Annotated in this window: 19 protein-coding genes; 7 read left to right on the top strand and 12 right to left on the bottom strand. The window is 65.2% G+C overall.

Annotation, left to right across the window (positions count from 1 at the left end; genetic code table 11):
• Window positions 1-55: 55 nt before the first annotated feature.
• From FJ946_RS08140 to FJ946_RS08125, 4 genes are all read right to left on the bottom strand, one after another.
• Entirely contained in the window at window positions 56-1,588 is a 1,533-nt protein-coding gene (locus FJ946_RS08140) for a YifB family Mg chelatase-like AAA ATPase (protein ID WP_140491665.1), read from the bottom strand.
• 185 nt (window positions 1,589-1,773) lie between these two features.
• Complete coding sequence (gshB, locus tag FJ946_RS08135; protein WP_140514181.1) at window positions 1,774-2,715, bottom strand: glutathione synthase; 942 nt, start codon at window positions 2,713-2,715, stop codon at window positions 1,774-1,776.
• A gap of 73 nt (window positions 2,716-2,788) precedes the next feature.
• The gene (locus FJ946_RS08130; protein WP_140563764.1) at window positions 2,789-3,163 is read right to left on the bottom strand and encodes a GtrA family protein; all 375 of its coding nucleotides are present in this window, start codon (window positions 3,161-3,163) and stop codon (window positions 2,789-2,791) included.
• 4 nt (window positions 3,164-3,167) lie between these two features.
• The gene (locus tag FJ946_RS08125; RefSeq protein ID WP_140563762.1) at window positions 3,168-4,178 is read right to left on the bottom strand and encodes a glycosyltransferase; all 1,011 of its coding nucleotides are present in this window, start codon (window positions 4,176-4,178) and stop codon (window positions 3,168-3,170) included.
• Window positions 4,179-4,340: 162 nt separating this feature from the next.
• Here FJ946_RS08125 and FJ946_RS08120 point away from each other — a divergent pair, with 162 nt between their 5' ends.
• The 7 genes from FJ946_RS08120 to FJ946_RS08090 all read left to right on the top strand — a co-directional run bounded on the left by FJ946_RS08120 (window position 4,341) and on the right by FJ946_RS08090 (window position 12,310).
• The gene (locus FJ946_RS08120) at window positions 4,341-6,137 is read left to right on the top strand and encodes a GtrA family protein (protein ID WP_140563760.1); all 1,797 of its coding nucleotides are present in this window, start codon (window positions 4,341-4,343) and stop codon (window positions 6,135-6,137) included.
• A 153-nt stretch (window positions 6,138-6,290) separates the two neighbouring features.
• On the top strand, window positions 6,291-7,640 hold the full coding sequence (locus FJ946_RS08115) for an EAL domain-containing protein (RefSeq protein WP_140554680.1): 1,350 nt from the start codon (window positions 6,291-6,293) through the stop codon (window positions 7,638-7,640).
• 155 nt (window positions 7,641-7,795) lie between these two features.
• Window positions 7,796-8,563 (top strand): SDR family oxidoreductase, encoded by a 768-nt coding sequence (locus FJ946_RS08110; protein ID WP_140491653.1) that lies wholly within the window; start codon window positions 7,796-7,798, stop codon window positions 8,561-8,563.
• Window positions 8,560-9,531: a 2-dehydro-3-deoxygalactonokinase gene (locus FJ946_RS08105; protein ID WP_140491651.1), complete on the top strand. Its 972-nt coding sequence runs from the start codon at window positions 8,560-8,562 to the stop codon at window positions 9,529-9,531. The genes FJ946_RS08110 and FJ946_RS08105 overlap by 4 nt, the downstream gene beginning before the upstream one ends.
• A complete protein-coding gene (locus FJ946_RS08100) occupies window positions 9,531-10,175 on the top strand; it encodes a 2-dehydro-3-deoxy-6-phosphogalactonate aldolase (protein WP_140563758.1) in 645 nt (214 codons plus the stop codon). The genes FJ946_RS08105 and FJ946_RS08100 overlap by 1 nt, the downstream gene beginning before the upstream one ends.
• Window positions 10,172-11,053 (top strand): SMP-30/gluconolactonase/LRE family protein, encoded by an 882-nt coding sequence (locus tag FJ946_RS08095; protein WP_140563756.1) that lies wholly within the window; start codon window positions 10,172-10,174, stop codon window positions 11,051-11,053. The genes FJ946_RS08100 and FJ946_RS08095 overlap by 4 nt, the downstream gene beginning before the upstream one ends.
• A gap of 189 nt (window positions 11,054-11,242) precedes the next feature.
• The gene (locus tag FJ946_RS08090; RefSeq protein ID WP_140563754.1) at window positions 11,243-12,310 is read left to right on the top strand and encodes a D-alanine:D-lactate ligase-like protein; all 1,068 of its coding nucleotides are present in this window, start codon (window positions 11,243-11,245) and stop codon (window positions 12,308-12,310) included.
• A gap of 178 nt (window positions 12,311-12,488) precedes the next feature.
• Here FJ946_RS08090 and FJ946_RS08085 read toward each other — a convergent pair whose 3' ends face one another.
• The 8 genes from FJ946_RS08085 to dnaJ form a co-directional block, all read right to left on the bottom strand.
• A complete protein-coding gene (locus FJ946_RS08085; protein ID WP_140563752.1) occupies window positions 12,489-12,905 on the bottom strand; it encodes a GFA family protein in 417 nt (138 codons plus the stop codon).
• Between the two features lie 29 nt (window positions 12,906-12,934).
• Window positions 12,935-13,399, bottom strand: a complete 465-nt coding sequence (locus tag FJ946_RS08080; RefSeq protein WP_140563750.1) for an SRPBCC family protein — start codon at window positions 13,397-13,399, stop codon at window positions 12,935-12,937.
• Window positions 13,396-13,716, bottom strand: a complete 321-nt coding sequence (locus FJ946_RS08075; protein WP_140491640.1) for a helix-turn-helix domain-containing protein — start codon at window positions 13,714-13,716, stop codon at window positions 13,396-13,398. The genes FJ946_RS08080 and FJ946_RS08075 overlap by 4 nt, the downstream gene beginning before the upstream one ends.
• A gap of 276 nt (window positions 13,717-13,992) precedes the next feature.
• Window positions 13,993-14,280: a DUF1330 domain-containing protein gene (locus FJ946_RS08070; RefSeq protein ID WP_140491638.1), complete on the bottom strand. Its 288-nt coding sequence runs from the start codon at window positions 14,278-14,280 to the stop codon at window positions 13,993-13,995.
• Window positions 14,281-14,309: 29 nt separating this feature from the next.
• Window positions 14,310-15,023 (bottom strand): orotidine-5'-phosphate decarboxylase, encoded by a 714-nt coding sequence (gene pyrF / locus FJ946_RS08065; protein ID WP_181167606.1) that lies wholly within the window; start codon window positions 15,021-15,023, stop codon window positions 14,310-14,312.
• Complete coding sequence (locus FJ946_RS08060; protein ID WP_140491631.1) at window positions 15,020-15,616, bottom strand: NADPH-dependent FMN reductase; 597 nt, start codon at window positions 15,614-15,616, stop codon at window positions 15,020-15,022. Before FJ946_RS08060 ends, pyrF begins: the two co-directional genes overlap by 4 nt.
• A gap of 222 nt (window positions 15,617-15,838) precedes the next feature.
• Entirely contained in the window at window positions 15,839-16,444 is a 606-nt protein-coding gene (pmtA, locus tag FJ946_RS08055; protein WP_140563748.1) for a phospholipid N-methyltransferase PmtA, read from the bottom strand.
• Between the two features lie 210 nt (window positions 16,445-16,654).
• Entirely contained in the window at window positions 16,655-17,785 is a 1,131-nt protein-coding gene (gene dnaJ, locus FJ946_RS08050; RefSeq protein ID WP_140563746.1) for a molecular chaperone DnaJ, read from the bottom strand.
• Between the last annotated feature and the right edge of the window lie 33 nt (window positions 17,786-17,818).

The raw sequence follows: 17,818 nt of genomic DNA, 5'->3' as shown, positions 1-17,818 counted from the left end.
CCGGAGAGTTGAAGCCGGCAGGCGTTCCGCTTCCCTCCTCTCGAAGCAGCGCGAACTACGCCGCCTGCGCCACTCGCTCCGAACTCATCCGGTAGGAGATCGCTTCGGCCAAGTGAATGCGGCCGACGGTCTCGCTGGCGTCGAGATCGGCCAGTGTTCTCGCCACCTTCAGCACGCGGTGATAGGCCCGCGCCGAGAAGGCGAGCTTTTCGCTGGCGTCCTTGAGCAGCGACAGGCCCGATGCGTCGGGCATGGCGATCTCCTCGATGACCGCCGGCGCGCAATGCGCGTTTGTGGTGGCGCTGGTGACGCCGAGCCGTTCGAAACGCTCGCGCTGGAGGGTGCGGGCACGCGCCACGCGCAGCGCCACGTCGGCGCTCTTCTCCGCCCGGTCGGGCCGGATCAGGTCGCTGGCCGAGACCGCCGGCACCTCGATCCTGAGATCGATGCGGTCGAGCAGCGGTCCCGAGATGCGCGCCTGGTAATCGGTGCGGCAGCGTTCGCCGCGCAGGCAGCGATAGCCGGGCTCGCCGGCCATGCCGCAGCGGCACGGGTTCATCGCCGCCACAAGCTGGATGCGCGCCGGATAGGTGACGCGGTGGTTGGCGCGCGCGATCATGCAGTCGCCGGTCTCGAGCGGCTGGCGCAACGCGTCGAGCGTCTGCGGCGTGAATTCGGGAAATTCGTCGAGGAACAGCACGCCGTGGTGCGCAAGCGACACTTCGCCCGGCCGCGCCCGGATGCCGCCGCCGACCATCGCCGCCATCGAGGCCGAATGGTGCGGCGCGCGGAACGGCCGCCGGTCGGTCAGCTTGCCCTCGCCGAGCTCGCCGGCGACGGAGGCGATCATCGATACTTCGAGCAATTCCTTCGGCGCCAGCGGCGGCAGGATCGACGGCAGCCGCTGCGCCAGCATCGACTTTCCCGATCCGGGCGGGCCGACCATGAGCAGGTTGTGTCCGCCGGCCGCCGCCACCTCCAGTGCCCGCTTGGCGGTTTCCTGGCCCTTGATATCGGCAAGATCGGGCAGGTCGCGCGCCGCGGCATGGATACCGGCTTCGGGGCGCGACAGCACCTGCGTGCCGCGAAAATGATTGGCGATGGCGATCAGGCTGCGCGGCGCGAGTATGTCAAAGTCCTTCCCGGCCCAGGCGGCTTCCGGGCCGCAGGCGAAGGGGCAGATCAGGCCCTTGCCTTCGGAATTCGCGCCGATCGCCGCCGGCAGGGCGCCGGCGACCGCCGCGATGGTGCCGTCGAGCGACAATTCGCCAAGCACGACATAGCCGGCCAGCATGTCGCCCGGAATGGCGCCAAGGGCCGCCATCAGGCCGAGCGCGATCGGCAAATCGTAATGGCTGCCCTCCTTGGGCAGGTCTGCCGGCGCAAGATTGACCGTGACCTTCTTGGACGGCATCGACAGGCCGGAAGCATGGAGTGCCGCCTGCACCCGTTCGCGGCTTTCGGCCACCGCCTTGTCGGCCAGGCCGACGATGTGCATGTTGACCTTGCCGGGCGCTATCATAACCTGCACGTCGACCGGAACGGCCTCGATGCCCTGGAAAGCAACCGTGCGAACCCGCGCCACCATGTTTTGCCCCCGGATCTGGGCTTGCCCCAAGCCTTTTGCAATCAGGCCGCGAAGGGCCTGGCCCGGAGACAATCACAATTCCTCGGCTAAATCAAGAACATTACAGGAACGCGCAATCGCTGAAGTTGCAGCGCGATTGTCTCCGGTTGCAAAAACGGAACATGGTTAATACGAAATGAAAACGGTTACTTCCGCTTGGCCTCCACCGCGTCCCAGAACAGGCTGGCGATATCGGCGCCGCCGAAGCGTTTGACTTCACGCACGCCGGTCGGCGAGGTCACGTTGATCTCGGTCATGTAGTCGCCGATGACGTCGATGCCGACGAGGATGAAGCCACGTTCCCTCAGTGCCGGCCCGATGCGGGCGCAGATCTCGCGTTCGCGCTCGGTCAGCTCGGTCTTCTCGGCGCGGCCGCCGACATGCATGTTGGAGCGGGAATCGTGCTCGGCCGGCACCCGGTTGATGGCCCCGACCGGCTCGCCGTCAATCAGGATGATGCGCTTGTCGCCCTTGCGCACGTCCTTGAGGTAGCGCTGCACGATGTAGGGCTCACGGAACAACTGGCCGAACATTTCGAGCAGCGAGGCGAGGTTGCGGTCGGCCTCCAGCAGGTGGAAGATGCCCGCTCCGCCATTGCCGTAGAGCGGCTTGACGATGATGTCGCCGAATTCCTTGCGGAAGGCGGCGACCTCCTGGGGATCCTTGGTGATCAGCGTTTCCGGCATCAGGTCGGAAAACTCGGTGACGAAGATCTTTTCCGGGCTGTTGCGCACCCAGGCCGGGTCGTTGACCACCAGCGTCCTGGGGTGGATGCGCTCCAGTATGTGCGTGGTGGTGATGTAGTTCATGTCGAAGGGCGGATCCTGTCTCAGCAGGATCACGTCCATCTCCGACAGGTCGGTGCGCACCTTCTCCCCCAGCGAATAGTGGCTGCCCTTCTCGTCGCGTACCTGCATCTCCTCGATGCGGGCGAACACCTTGCCGTCGCGCAGCGACAGCCGGTCGGGCGTGTAGTGGTAGAGCTGATGGCCGCGCCGCTGCGCCTCCAGCGACAGCGCGAACGAAGTGTCTCCGGCGATCGACACGGTGGAGATGTGGTCCATCTGGACGGCGATTTTCAGCTTCATGGCAGGTCCCCAGCACGGTCGATGAGAGAGCGATATAGGGGTCCCGGCGCCTTCTGCCAATCGGGCCACGCCGCTAGCGGTCGAAGACCAGCCTGGAATAGCCGAGAAAGGACAGCCCCATGGCGGCCAGCGAAGCGAAAGCAAGGGCGGCCAATGGCGGGGTTGTCGGCAGGACGACAAGGATGGCGCAGTAGACCAGATAGTTGGCGATGCTGGTGGCGATGCCGACGCTGCCATAGCGCGCGCCTTCCCGCACCAAGCCGCGGCTCGACGGCGAGAAGGTCAGATGCCGGTTTGTCTGCCAGGTGACACAGAGTGCAAAGCCGATGGACAGCATGCGGGCGCTGAAAGGGCCGAGCGGCGTGACCGCAAGCAGCAACCAGAGGGCGGCCGCGTCGGCGACGAAGCCGATGCCGCCGGCAAAGACGAAGCGGACGAGACGGCTCACCGCTTCATGCGGCGCGAGGCGTCTTGCCTGGGCCGGCCTTCGCGGCAGTCGGCTCGTTGGCGCGCTCGCGCCGCTCTATGCGGCCCGAAGGCATCGACAGGTAGAAGATGCGCTTCTGTTCGGCGCGGCCGCGCGACACCGAGTCGAGGATCACCCCAGTCACACCAGCCAGCATCGATAGCAAGAGCAGGCCGACCGACAGCACCCATGTCGGCATGCGCGGCACCAGCCCGGTCTCGGCGAATTCGACCAGCACAGGCGCCATCAGGAACAGGCTCGACACCAGGAAGACCAGGGCGAAGGCGCCGAAGAAACGTAGCGGTTGCGTTTCCTTCATCAGCATGGCGAACATCCACAGGATCCTGGCGCCGTCGCGAAAGGTCGAAAGCTTCGATGACGAGCCGTCCGGCCGCTTGCCGTAATCGAGCGCGATCTCGCTGACGGGCAATTTGAGCTGCGAAGCATGAACCGACATTTCGGTCTCGATCTCGAAGCCGCCGGAGACGGCCGGGAAGCTCTTGACGAAGCGCCGGGTGAAGACGCGGTAGCCCGAGAAGATGTCGGTGAAATCGCTGCCGAACAGCCCTTTATAGAGGCTGTTGAAGACGCGGTTGCCGAAGGCATGGCCGGTCCTGCCGGCATCGTCGGTGACGCCGCGCCGGGTGCCCACCGCCATGTCGGAGCGCTCGGTCAGAAGCGTGTTGATCAATTGCGGCGCGTCTTCCGGCGCATAGGTGCCGTCGCCGTCGGCCATCAGGTAAATGTCGGCGTCGATGTCGGCGAACATGCGCCGCACCACATTGCCCTTGCCCTGGCGCGGTTCGCGCACCACGATGGCGCCGGCGGCGCGGGCCCTGAGCGCGGTCAGGTCGCGCGAATTGTTGTCGTAGACATAGACCGTCGCCAAAGGCAGCGTCTCGCGGAAGCGCCGCACCACCTCGGCGATCGTCAATTCCTCGTTGTAGCAAGGCAGCAGCACGGCGATGGCGGGTTCGTAGCGAAGCTCTTGCGGCATTTTCCTCTCCGGGTGCCTCGCCGCCACGCGCGGTTCGCGCCGAAAGTCAGGCGCGTTCAGGCGGTTTTACTATTTATTGAAGCCGTTAAGGCTAGGTTTAAGGCCGACTTTACGAGTGTCGATTGGCCGAAAAAGCCCGGCATTCCTGCCAGGGGCGATGGGATGAGCACAGCCAGCAACGGCGCTTCCACCTGGAAGTCCGACATAGCGTTTGCGTTGCTTGCCGCCTTGCTGCTGCTGGCGCTCGATCTCTATGCCGGATTCCCGCAACTGGCCAACCCGGCCGGCGACAATGACAGCCTGCTGCAACTGGTGGAGGTTCGCGACCTCCTGGCCGGCCAGGGCTGGTTCGACCTGCACCAGTACAGGATGGGGCTGGAGGGTGGCTTCGTCATGCACTGGTCGCGGCTGCTCGACGCCCCGCTGGCGCTCGGCATGCTTGCCCTGTCGGCCCTGACGGGCAGTGCCGCTTTGGGCGAGCAGGTCGTGCAGGTGCTTTGGCCTCTCCTGCAATTCTGGCTCGCGCTGTTCTCCATCATGCGCGCCGCGCGCGCTTTCGCCGGCGAGCACGCGGTCCTGCCCGCCGCGGTGGTCGGCGGAGCGGCCTTGTATTATCTCGGAATCTTCTCGCCCGGCGCGCTCGATCACCACAATGTCCAGCTGATGCTGACCTTGGCCGGCTTGGCTTTGCTGCTTGAAGCACCTCGCCACCGGACAGCCGCCCTGTTTGCCGGCGCGTGCGCCACCCTGGCTTTGGCGATCGGCATGGAAAGCGCCCCCTATGCTGGAACCCTGGGCGCCATCGTCGCCCTGCTGTTCCTCGTCAGCGGTGGCGGCGAAAGGCTGATCGCCAGGGATTTTGGCTTGGGCGTCACCGCCGTCTCGGCCCTTGTTTTCATCACCACCATACCGGCGTCGGCATGGGGGCAGGCGCAGTGCGACACCTTCTCGACCGTGCACTTCGTGGTTGCCGCGCTTGCCGGCGCCGGCCTTGCGGTCATCGCCTCATGGGGCGCCGCCAATGCGACGTACGGCCGTCGCCTGGTCTCGCTCGGCCTGCTGGCATTCGTGCTTGTCCTTGTCGTGATGTTTCTGTTCCCGCAATGCCTGGCTGCCCCCTATGCGGGCCTCGACCCGCGCCTCCAGCAGATGTGGCTCGGTCATATCGACGAAGCGCAATCGATATTCCAGCTCGTCGCGGCCGATCCGGCCAGAGCGGTGGCGCGCTTCGCGACGCCGCTGGTGGCGACCGTCCTGATGGCGCTGCGCCTCGGCAAGGGCGGCTGGCGGCGGCAGGACAGTCTCGTCGGCGCGCTGCTGGTGGTGGCTTTCCTGGTCAGTGCCTGGGAGGTCCGCGGCTCGACCTTCTCCATCGCCTTCGCGGTGATCCCGCTTTGCGCCTGGATCGCCAAATGGCGGCAGCGCGCCGAAAACAGCCCGTCCGGCGGCTCCGTGTTCCGTATGGCCGCGGCCTGGCTGATCTCGGTCAATGCGGTTTGGTCCAGCGCTGCCGAGGCGGCATCGAGCGCCTTCCAGATCGGTGCGGCCGTCACCGATGTCGGCATCGATGCACCTTGCAACAGCAAGGCCTCGTTCGCCGCGCTCGCCCGCATGCCTGACACCACGGTGCTGGCCATCTCCAATCTCGGCTCGCCGATCCTGGCCTTTACCGGTCATCGCGCGCTCGCTGGGCCCTACCACCGCAACGTCGCCGGAAACCTGCTCGTATTCGATGCCTTGCTGGGCTCGGCCACTGACGCGAAAGCCGTCGTGGCAAACCATCGCGTCGGGATTGTCGCGCTCTGCCGCGGCAATCCCGAAACCAGGCTTCTCGCAACCAAGGCGCCTGACGGCTTTCTGGCCGGGTTGATGCATGGCAGCGTGCCGGATTGGCTGGAACCGGTGGCGGAGACCCGGGGCACGCCGCTGGAGCTCTATCGCGTTCGCCCCGCCGGTTGAGAATCCGCCTGAGCGACGACGCCCTTGAGCCCGGGCGGCTTTGCGGAGGGCAGCGTGCTCTAGCGGCGAAAAATCGATTTTCCCGATACGTTTCCTAAAGGGTTTGCTGCCAGTCTCGGAAATAAATTCCGACTTCGAGAAACAGGGACACCGATGCAAACTTCGTTTGGCACCGGTCAGGCAAACAGGGAGAGCACGGATCTGGCATTCACCGATCCGTTGACCGGGCTTGGCAACCATCGCCGCTTCTTCGACAAGGTCGATCGCCTGATCAGCGACCGTGCCGACGATCCCGCGCCCTTCACCGTCGGCATTCTCGACCTTGATGGCTTCAAGCCGATCAACGATCTGTTCGGCCACAAGGCTGGCGACGACATCCTGATCCAGGTGGCGATGCGGCTGCGCGCCTCGATGGACGGCCATTCCACCGTCTGCCGCATCGGCGCCGACGAATTCGCCTTCCTCTATCCGCTGGTGTTCAGCGAGGAGGCGGCGGCCGAAAAGTCGCGCATGCTGATCGAAATCCTGTCGGCCCCTTACGATGTCGGCGAACGCACCGCGAGGCTGTCGGCCTCCGTCGGCTGTTCGCTGTTCTATTCCGGCGACGAAACCACCGAGATCCTCATCAACAAGGCCGAAACGGCGCTTTACCATGCCAAGCGGTCTGGCCGCGGCCGGGTCGTCGTCTATACCCGCGAAATGGAAGAGGCGGCCAAACGCGTCACCCGCATCGAGCAGGCGTTGCGCCGCGCCGTCTCGGCCGGCGAGGTGGAGCCGCATTTCCAGCCGATCGTCGACCTCACCACGCGCCGCACCATCGGCTTCGAGACGCTGGCGCGCTGGACCGACCGCGACCTCGGCTCGGTGCCGCCGACCGTCTTCATTCCGATCGCCGAGGAGCGCGGCATCATCGGCCCGCTGTCGCAGCTGGTGCTGCGCAAGGCGACCGAGGCGGCGAGAAGCTGGCCGAAGGACCTGTTCCTGTCGTTCAACCTGTCGCCCTCGCAGCTCGTCGACCAGAACACCGGCCTGCACATATTGGCGATCCTCGATCGCACCGGCTTCGATCCGCGCCGGCTGGAGATCGAGATTACCGAGACCGGCCTGATGAACGATCCGGCCTCGGCCGCGCAGATCGTCGAGGACCTGCGCCGCGTCGGCATCCGCGTCTCGCTTGACGATTTCGGCACCGGCCAGTCCTCGCTCGGGCGGCTACGCGAATTCCATTTCGACAAGTTGAAGATCGACCGCGCCTTCGTCTCCTCCATTCTCGATGACCGCCCGTCGGAGCACATCATCCGCGCCATTCTCGCAATGTGCGAAGGGCTCGGCATGGATGTCGTCGCCGAAGGCATCGAGGAAGAGGCGCAGGCCGACCGGCTCGTCCAGTTCGGCTGCGCCGGTGGGCAGGGCTATCTGTTCGGCAAGCCGGCCGATGCCGACGCCACGCTCGGCTATCTCCGCGATTCCTTCCGCGGCGCCCTGCGCGCCAAGGCGGTCTGAACGGGCGATTGGCCCGTTCGATCGAGGCCGTGCCGTGCCTGCGCGCGGTCTCCAGGCTTTTTGTCAGACATAAGCCTCAAAATCCGTCTTTTCGCCCTTGCCCGCCGGATCGGTCTGGCTAGGATGCGCGCCGGTCAACCCGGGAGACGAAAACCATGATGCCATCGGCACGTTTTGCCGACCTCGAAGGCGCTTCGGTGCTGATCACCGGCGGCGGCTCCGGCATTGGCGCGGCATTGACCGAGGGTTTCATGCGCCAGGGCGCCAAGGTCGCCTTCATCGACATCGCCGACAAGCCCAGCACCGCGCTTGCCGACCGCATCGAGAAAGAGCTCGGCCGCCGGCCGCTCTACCTCAAGTCCGATCTGCGCGACATCGAAGCGCTCCGGGCGTCTGCCGCGAAGGCGGCCGAAGCGCATGGCGACGTCACCGTGCTGGTCAACAATGCCGCCTGGGACGAACGCCACGCCGTCGAAGACGTGACGGTGGAGTTTTGGGACAACAACCAGGCGATCAACCTCAGACCGCATTTCTTCACCGCGCAGGCGGTGGCGCCGGGCATGAAGCGGGCCGGCGGCGGCTCGATCATCAATTTCACCTCGACCTCCTACCTGATCAACCACCCCGACATGCCGGCCTACACCGCCGCCAAGGCGGGCATACTCGGCCTCACCAAGGGTTTGGCCGGCAAGCTCGGGCCCGACCGTATCCGCGTCAACGCCGTCGCGCCCGGCTGGGTCATCACGGAACGGCAGCAGGAACGCTGGGTGACGGAGCAGGCGCTTGCCTCTCATGTCGCCAAGCAGTGCATCAAGGACGTCATGCGGCCGGACGATTTGGTCGGCACCGTGCTGTTCCTGGCCTCGGACGCCTCGCGCATGCTGACCGCGCAAATGCTGATCGTCGACGGAGGTTTCCTGTGAGCCCCGGGTTTGCCGGCCCCCGATTTGTCGGCAATGTGCCGGCGGTCGCGGCGCTCGATTGGGGCACGACCCGGCTTCGTGCCTGGCTGATCGACGGCGGCGGCAAGGTGCTTGCCGAGCGTCGCGGCGACGACGGACTGATCACCGCGCGCGAGAAGGGCTTTTCCCGGGTTCTCGAGGGTCATCTCGCCGCCATGGGCGCGCCGGAAACGCTGCCCGTCATCATCTGCGGCATGGCAGGCTCGCGCCAGGGCTGGCTCGAAGCGCCCTATGTCACCGTGCCGGCGCCGATCGGCGCCATCCTGGCCGGCGCGGCCCGCATCCCGGGGGAGAGCCGCGACATTCGTATCGTGCCCGGCCTTGCCCAACGCCTGGCCGATGCGCCAGACGTCATGCGCGGCGAGGAGACACAGCTTGCCGGCGCCGGTTTGCCGGCAAAGGGGCGTGAAATCGTCTGCATGCCGGGCACCCATTCGAAATGGGTTCTGGTTGAGGACGGCGCCGTTGCCGGCTTCGGCACATGGCCGACCGGCGAGCTGTTCTCGGTGCTGGCCGCGCATTCGATCCTGCGCCATTCGCTCGGCGAGCATCCCAAGCCGGTCGACCCGCAGAACCCTTTCTTCCGCCGCTGGTGTGGTGCGGCGTTGACCGAAGGTGGCGACGTCACCGCAAAACTGTTCTCGATCCGCGCCGCCGGTCTGCTCCAGGACATGAAGGCCGACGATGCCGCGGCCTGCCTGTCGGGCCTGCTGATCGGCGGCGAGATCGCCTCGGCGAGGCGCCGCCAGGCCGCGGGCGCCACATCGGTGGTGCTGATTGCCTCCGGCGCGCTTGCGGCGCTTTATCGGCAGGCGCTCGGCCTTGCCGGGCTTGGCGTGCGGACCGTCGACGCGGATGAGGCGGTGCGTGCCGGCCTGGTCGAGGCGGCGCGCGAAAACGGCATGATCGCCAGAACCGGAGTTGCCTGATGAACCAGACCGCTGCGTTCCCGAAGCTCAAGCGCGGGCTGGTCGCCATCCTGCGCGGCCTCAAGCCTGCCGAGGCGGTGGCGATCGGCCAGGCGGTCTTCGATGCCGGCATCGAGGCGATCGAGGTGCCGCTCAATTCACCCGATCCGTTCGCGTCCATCGCCGCCATCCTCAAGGCGCTGCCGCCGGCCGCGCTGGTCGGCGCCGGCACGGTGCTGACGCCGGCCGATGTCGATGGCTTGCACGAAGCCGGCGGCCGGCTGCTGGTCAGTCCCAATATCGATGCCGAGGTGATGGAACGCGCCATGCAATACGGCATGATCACCATGCCCGGCGTGTTCACGCCCACGGAGGCCTTCCTGGCGATCCGGCTCGGCGCCTCGGCGCTGAAATTCTTCCCGGCAAGCGTGCTCGGCGCATCCGGTATTTCCGCCATCCGCGCGGTGCTGCCGGCTTCGACATTGGTCGGCGCGGTCGGCGGCGTCTCGGAGAAGGACTTTGCCGGCTACAAGGCGGCCGGCGTCACGGTTTTCGGGCTTGGTTCCAGCCTGTTCAAGCCGGGCATGAGCGTCGAAGACGTGGCCGCGCGGGCCCAGGCGGCGGTGACGGCCTGGGACGCGGTGTTCGGCGGAGACGCAGGATGAGCGAAGCGATTGTTTCGGTTTTTTCCGACCATGTCTGCCAGCTCGGCGAGGGGCCGAGCTACGACCCCGCCACCGACACGCTCTACTGGTTCGACATCGTCAAGGGCCATCTCCTGGAAAAGCGCCTCTCCGGCAGCGCGACCCAGGTGCACGAGCTTGGCCGGATGGCCAGCGCTATCGCCATCATCGACGACAAGCGCCAGCTGATCGCCACCGAAACCGGGCTTTTTGTCCGCGACGTCGCCACCGGCAGGATGACGCTGCACACACCTGTCGAGGCCGACAATCCGGTCACCCGTTCCAACGATTCCCGCGTCCATCCCTGCGGCGCCCTGTGGACCGGCACGATGGGCAAAAGCGAGGAGAAGCGCGCCGGCGCGATCTACTGGTTCTTCAAGGGCGAATTGCGCAAGCTGTTCTCCGACATCACCGTGTCGAACTCGATCTGTTTTTCCGCGGACGGCGCGCTCGCTTATTACACCGACACCTCGACCGGCCTGTTGATGCGTGTTGCCTGCGATCCGGCGACCGGCCTACCGGAGGGCGAGCCGAAGCTGTTCGTTGATCACCGGTCGGCCAAGGGCTTCGTCGACGGCTCCGTGCTCGACCGCGACGGCATCCTGTGGAATGCCGTCTGGGGCGGCAAGGTGGTCAAGGGCTATGCGCCCGACGGCAAGCTGGTGCGCACGATCGCCATGCCGGTGACGCAGCCTTCCTGCCCGGCCTTTGTCGGCAAGAACGCCAGCCGGCTGGCGGTCACCTCGGCCTGGCACGGCAAGGACGAGAAGCAGCGTCAGCTTGACCCGCAGGCAGGCATGACCTTCCTCCTCGACATCGAGGTCAATGGCCGGTTCGAGCCGCGCGTGCTGATCGCCTAGGGCATCTCTATATTCAGGTGACGCCGGCCTTTTCGGCTCGGCCCGACTTGAGTCTCGGTACCCGATGCACCGCGTCTGACGGGATCATTCAGCCGGCTGTCACGCAGGCGTCCGGCCCGCGTCGGTTTCGCGAAAGCCTGGCGTCTTCGCCATGCGATGGTGTGGAATTGCACCATTGGGAATCATGTCATGTCCAGCCTAAGGCTGATCCTCGTCCACGAGCCGGAAAAGGCCTGCCTCGAGCGGCTCCTCGCCGATGGCCACCCGCCGGAGCGTGCCGCCGAAATCGCTTCTTACCTGGCGCAATCGACCGATCTCGCGCATGAGTTCGACGCCCTCGCTTCTGCCTTCAAACGGCGCGATCTCGGCTTCGCGGCGGTGGAGCTGGACGATGCCGCCGATATGCTCGCCAAGGCCGACCCGGCGGCCACGCTGGTCTGGACGCTGACCGACGGCATCGCCTATTTCCGGGGCGGCGCGGCGCCTGCGCTTGCCAGGCTGAACGGCCTGAAGGCGATCGGCGCCGAGGATTCGCTGTTCGCGCTCTGCCAGGACAAGTTTCGCTCCGGCGCCGTGCTCGGCGCGCTCGGCCTGCCTGTGCCGCGGGCCGGCCTGGCGCGCAACGGACAATGGCTGGTCGAGCCGCCGGTTTTCGCCGCCGGCTGGTTCGTCAAGCCGAACCGGCTCGGCGCCAAGATCGGCATCTGGCCGGAGTCGCGCTGCGGCGATCTCGGCCACGCGCTGGAGCTTAGCCGGCGTGTTTTCGCCGCCTATCGCGACGACGTCGTCGTCCAGCCCTATGTCGCCGGCCGCAACGCGCGCGCCAGTTTCCTGGGTCTGACGCCGGACACCGGCGTCGAAGCGCTCGGCGTCGCCTTCGTCGAGTCCGGCGGCGATTTCCAGACCATGGAGGACAGCCTGGCGCTTTACGGCGAGACCGGCGAGGCGGCGAGGACAGCAGGGAAATACGCTGAGCCGCTGCTGCTTGCGGTCGCCGAAAGCCAGCCGGTCGCCGATGCAAAAGTCCGCGCGATCGCCGAACGGCTGATGAGCGGGCTCGGCCTGCGCGACGTGTTCTCCATCGATCTCCGCATCGAGCCCGACGACACCGTTCACCTCATAGAATTCGAAGTCTGCCCCGGCCTACCCTGCTTCGATTTCCGCGCCTATTGCCGGTCGCAATGGAACCTGGAGCTCGCCGACGCCATGGCCGAAACCGCCGCCAGCCGGCTAATCGGGCCGAATCGTCGCGCCTAGAGCAATCCAACAAAAGTGTGTGCGGTTTTCCCCGCAAAAGCGCGTAGCGCTTTCCCTTGGGAATTGCGCAAAAACAAAGAGATAGAGCGGCTCGCCGCTTCCCGTGAAACGGTGAACTGCTCTAAGCGGCGCGACGGCAAATCCAAGCTTACTCGGCGAAAATGGACGTCCGGCGGAATTATCCCTGCGGCATTCGCTCGAAGGTCTGCAACGATGGGTCGATCATGTCCCAGGCATGGCCGCGGATGGCATATGTGACCACCTGCGGATTGAACTGGCCGGGATCGTCGAGGCTGGTCGCGTGGACCGCTATCAGGTCCGGCATCGCGACTTGCGTCAGGTAGACCGGCGTTCCACAGGTCGGGCAGAAGGCGTGGATCTTTTCGTTGCCGCTGTCGCCAGCCACCCGCCAGGTGTTCGCTTCGCCCGTTATCGTCACATCGGCTCGCCGGGGGAAGGTCAGATAGGAGCTGTGACCCGTGCCGCTTCGCTTCTGGCATTCGTGGCATTGGCAGTGGTTCTCGAAGATGGGTTCGCTGCTCGTTTCATAGCGGATCGCACCGCAGGCGCATCCGCCGGTGTAGCGTTTGGTCATTATCGTTTTCCCACAGTCGGATTTGCTGGTCAGGCCGATTTCGGCTTGGCGAAAATGTCGATGCCACTGCCGGTCTCCAGGAAGGATTTCATGCTGGACAGCACCGCCGGCCATCCCTGGCTGACGCCCTTCGCCATGCCGCTGCCGGCTTCGAGCTCGTCATGGCTGACGGTCAGCCGCACCATCGTGTCGTATTCCTCGATGGCGAACGTCACCCGGCTGTATTTCGACGCATCGTCGGCCTGCGAAGCGTTTGCCCAGGTCATCACGAGACGGGTCGGCGGCGAGATCTCGACGACCTTGCCGACCAGTTCGACGGTGCGCTCGTCATTGGCGCGGATATGTTCCCATTTCGATCCCGCCTTCCAGTCCGAGACGTTCTCGTGGCCCCAGTAACGCCGTGCGATGTCGGGCCTGGTTATGGCCTCGAACACTTTTTGCGGCGTCGAGCGGATGTAGGTCACGTAGACAAAGCTGGTCGCCTCTGCGGTCATTTGTCTTCTCCTTCGAGTTCCTGTTTCAGGTCGTGCAGCAGGCTGAGCCGCTGGCGTTCGAATTTGCGCACCCAGCGCTCGTAGACCTCGTGCAGCGGCACGGGATTGATGAAATGCAGCTTCTCGCGGCCGCGTTTGACCGTGCTCACCAGATTGGCCGCCTCCAGCAGGTCGATGTGTTGGGTGGCGGATTGCCTGGCCATATCGAGATGTTCGCAAAGCTGGCCCAGCGTCTGCCCGTTCTTCTCGCACAGAAGATCAAGCAGCCTTCTGCGCGTCGGGTCGCCCAGCGCCTTGAAAACCTTGTCCGCGTCCATTGGGTTCACTCTGATGTGAAGCCATAATATGCAGGTAAATACCTGCATGTCAACCCGCGATCGGCCGGCATCAAAATTACCCCGTGTAAGGGCTGTTCGGACGCGATTGCTAAAGGGATTATGCGTCAGCCATGTCGTGGCCGTTGTCGAACGACTGTGCCGGTTGTCACTCAAAGACAACCGGTCGGGGCGCCGCCTGCTGGGCCAGGCTGCGGGATGTGAACCTCAGGACTCGTGCAAAGGCCGCGGCCGGCACTGATGCCGGCCGGGATAGCCTCAGACGCCCTCGACCAGCACGATCTCGCCGTCGGCGACCTTCTGGCGAATGGCGGCGGCGCGCTGGTATTCAGGTGAATGGTAGCAGTCATGCGCGGCGGCAAGCGTCTCGAACTCGATGACGACGTTGCGCGCGCGGCCGGCCCCTTCTGCCTTCTCATGCTCGCCGCCGCGCGCCAGGAATTTCGCGCCGAAGCGCTCGAAGGCCGGCTTGGCGGCGGCGACATAATCCTTGTAGCCTTCCGCGTCGCGCACATCGACGCGGGCGATCCAGTATCCCTTGGGCATCCTTCTTCTCCGAAGCCGTTCGTTGGAAATTATGCCGAGCGCATTTCGTCGAGGATGGCTTCAGCCGCCGCGCGTCTGTCCGCCGCGGCGACGATCGGGCGCCCGACGACCAGATGGCTGGAGCCGCTGCGGATGGCATCCGCCGGCGTCATCACGCGCTTCTGGTCGCCATGGTCGCTGCCGGCGGGGCGTATGCCTGGCGTCACCACCGCCATGTCGGGCCCGACGATGCGGCGCACCGCCTCTGTTTCCGCGGCCGAGCAGACGATGCCGCCCATGCCTGCATGCAGCGCCTGTTCCGCGCGCCGCAGCACCAGCGTGTGCGGGTCGTATTCATAGCCCGCGTCGATCACGTCCTGTTCGTCCATCGAGGTCAGCACGGTGACGGCAAGCAGGCAAAGCTCGCTGCCTCTCGCCGCCTCCACCGCCGCCCGCATCGTCTTTGGATAGGCATGCAGCGTCAGCATAGTCATGCCCATCTTGACGATGTTCTCGACCCCCTTGGCCACCGTGTTGTCGATGTCGAGCAGCTTCATGTCGAGAAAGATCTTCTTGCCCCCGCTGGCGAGCTCCTTTGCGAAATCGAGCCCGCCGGCGAAGGCGAGCTGGTAGCCGATCTTGTAGAAGGAGACGACGCCGTCGAGTTCGCAGACCGCCTTCTCGGCCTCTTTCAAGCTCGGCACGTCGAGGCCGACGATCAGCCTTTCGCGCATTGTGTCGGTCTGCATGGCGTTGGCGATCACGGCTCGACCCGGGTCGACAGCATGCGCGAGGTTTCGATCAGCGTGCGGCATAGGTGCTCCATGGTTCGGTGCAGTCGTTCGTCCTTGAAACGCCCGTCCTCGTCGAAGGCGTTGCCGCCTTCCGGCACCGAGCATTCCGGCGTCACCACCTCCATCTGGCAACGCACCAGCACGGCGCGCAGATGGTTGATGCAGCGTATCCCGGCGAAGTGTCCGCTGGAAGACGAACTGAGGCCGGCGACCTTGCCGGCAAACGGCCTCACCGCACGGCCGCCATCCTTGCGCACCCGGCTCACCCAGTCGATCGTGTTCTTGAGCAGCGGCGGAATGGAGCCGTTATATTCGGGCGTGGCGATCAGCAGCCCGTCATGGGCAATGATCATCCGGGCAAGTTTCAGGGCGTTTTCGGGGACGCCTTTTTCCTTCTCCAGATCCTCATCCATGATCGGCAAGGGATAGTCGCCAAGCGAGATGCGAGTGACCTCGGCGCCTTGCACCGCAAGTTCCTTCTGCGCCACGTCGGCGGTCCTGCCACTGAAGGCCCCGGCCCGGACCGAGCCGGCAAAGACGAGGATTTTTGGGATCACTGCCATTGGCCAACCTTGTTCCCGGACAGGTACAGCCAGAGCCCGCTCAAATCAATGCAGATCAGGCAAAGCGTCATCCCCGGGCTTGCCCCGAGGATCTGCCAACGCATCCAAGTCAGACATTTTCGTCCCAATGCCCACCGCATCTGATACCGCTATGCGGCAGATCCTCGGGACAAGCCGCAGGATGACGACTTTCGAAGACATTCGCGGTCGGCTTCGCAATCCCTAATGCGCCTCGCGCCGGTAGATCCACAGCTGCGTCGGCGGGATGTTGCGAATGATGAAGTCGAAATGCTTGACCGTATAGTCGCCGCGGCCGGGCGGGATCGGCGACATCGGGCCGTAGGTCAGCTGCACGATCGGCCGGCCGGCCGGAATGCGGTCAAGCAGGCTTTCGATATAGGCGATGCGCTGGGCGACCGGGAAGTTGAGCAGCGGCACGCCCGAGACCACCGAATCGAACATCATCCCGCTCTTGTCGCCAAGCGTGGCGTTGAGATCGAAGGCGTCGCCCTCGATGACGTTGACGCCGGGATAGAGCCGGCGCAGATGGCGCACGAAATCGGTGGAATATTCGACCGCGTAGAGGTTTTCAGGCTTCACGCCCTGGGCCAGTATGGCGCGGGTGATGACGCCGGTGCCGGGGCCGACCTCGAGCACGGGCAGGCCGGACTTCGGGTCGACGATCGAAGCCATCTTGCGAGCGGTGATGGAGCTGGTCGGCACGATCGAGCCGACCGTCTTCGGCTTGTCGATCCAGCCCTTGAAGAACTTCAGCTCGTCGTCGAACTTTTCGGCAAGCGCCTTCCGCAGTCCCGGACCACGTGTCATGCAAGCTCTCCTCAGCGCTCCCCTGAGAGCTACTTAACACCTAAGCCGCCCAAGGCAAGGCAGGGTCATGCCTATGTCGTGGATAAGATAGTTTTCGTCGCGTCTAAAAATGCGCGCCTACTGCGGTCTTCACGGCGCGTGTTGGCCGCCCGGCAGGTGAGGCGCAGCGCCGACACCGGCAAGGCAAGCCACACGCGCACAGGCCGTCGATCAACGCTCGCCGAACGACTCGAAAAAGTCCTTCATGCGGGCGAAAAAGCCGCTCGACTGGGGGGAATTGTCCTGTGAGGAGAGCTGTTCGAATTCCTCCAGCAGCTCGCGTTGGCGGCGCGACAGGTTCTGCGGCGTCTCGACCGCCGTCTGGATGTAGAGGTCGCCGACATTGGGCTGGCGCAGCACCGGCATGCCCTTGCCCTTGAGGCGGAACTGGCGTCCGTTCTGGGTGCCTTCCGGCACCCTCACCTTGGTCTGCGTTCCGTCCAGCGTCGTCACCTCGAACGAGCCGCCAAGGGCGGCAGTCGTCATCGAGATCGGCACCTTGCAGTAGAGGTCGGCGCCGTCGCGCTGGAAGAATTCGTGCGGCTTGACCGCGAGGAAGATGTAGAGGTCGCCCGACGGCCCGCCGCGCAAGCCGGCTTCGCCCTCATTGGCAAGCCGGATGCGGGTGCCGTCCTCGATGCCGGCTGGGATGTTGACCGACAGCGACCGCTCCTCGGTGACGCGGCCCTGGCCGGCGCATTTCGGGCACGGATCCTTGATCGTCTGGCCGCGGCCCTGGCATTGCGGGCAGGTGCGCTCGATGGAGAAGAAGCCTTGCGTGGCGCGCACCTTGCCGTGGCCGTTGCACATCGAGCACGTGACCGGCTGGGTTCCGGGCTTGGCGCCGGTTCCCGAACATTCCGAACAGGAGATCGAGGCCGGCACGCGGATCTGCGCGGTCTTGCCGGCAAAGGCCTCTTCCAGTGAGATTTCCATGTTGTAGCGCAGGTCGGCGCCGCGCTCGCGGCCGCCGGAAGAGCGGCGCTGGCGGCCACCCATCATGTCGCCGAAAATGTCCTCGAAAATGTCGGCGAAGCCGCCGGCGCCGAAGCCGTGTGCGCCGCCGTTCATGCCGCCCTGCTCGAAGGCCGCGTGACCGAAACGGTCATAGGCCGCGCGCTTCTGCGGATCCTTCAGCGTCTCGTAGGCTTCGTTGATTTCCTTGAATTTGTGCTCGCAGGCATGGTCGCCCGGATTGCGGTCGGGGTGGAACTGCATGGCGAGCTTGCGGAAAGCGCTCTTCAGTTCCTTGTCGTCGGCACCCTTGTGCACGCCCAGCGTTTCGTAGAAATCAGCTTTCATTTTTTCCCGCTGTCCGGATGCTCAACGTCTTCA

The organism is Mesorhizobium sp. B2-4-7, from assembly GCF_006442685.1.
Lineage (GTDB): Bacteria > Pseudomonadota > Alphaproteobacteria > Rhizobiales > Rhizobiaceae > Mesorhizobium.
This window is presented reverse-complemented; position numbering and strand designations above follow the sequence as displayed.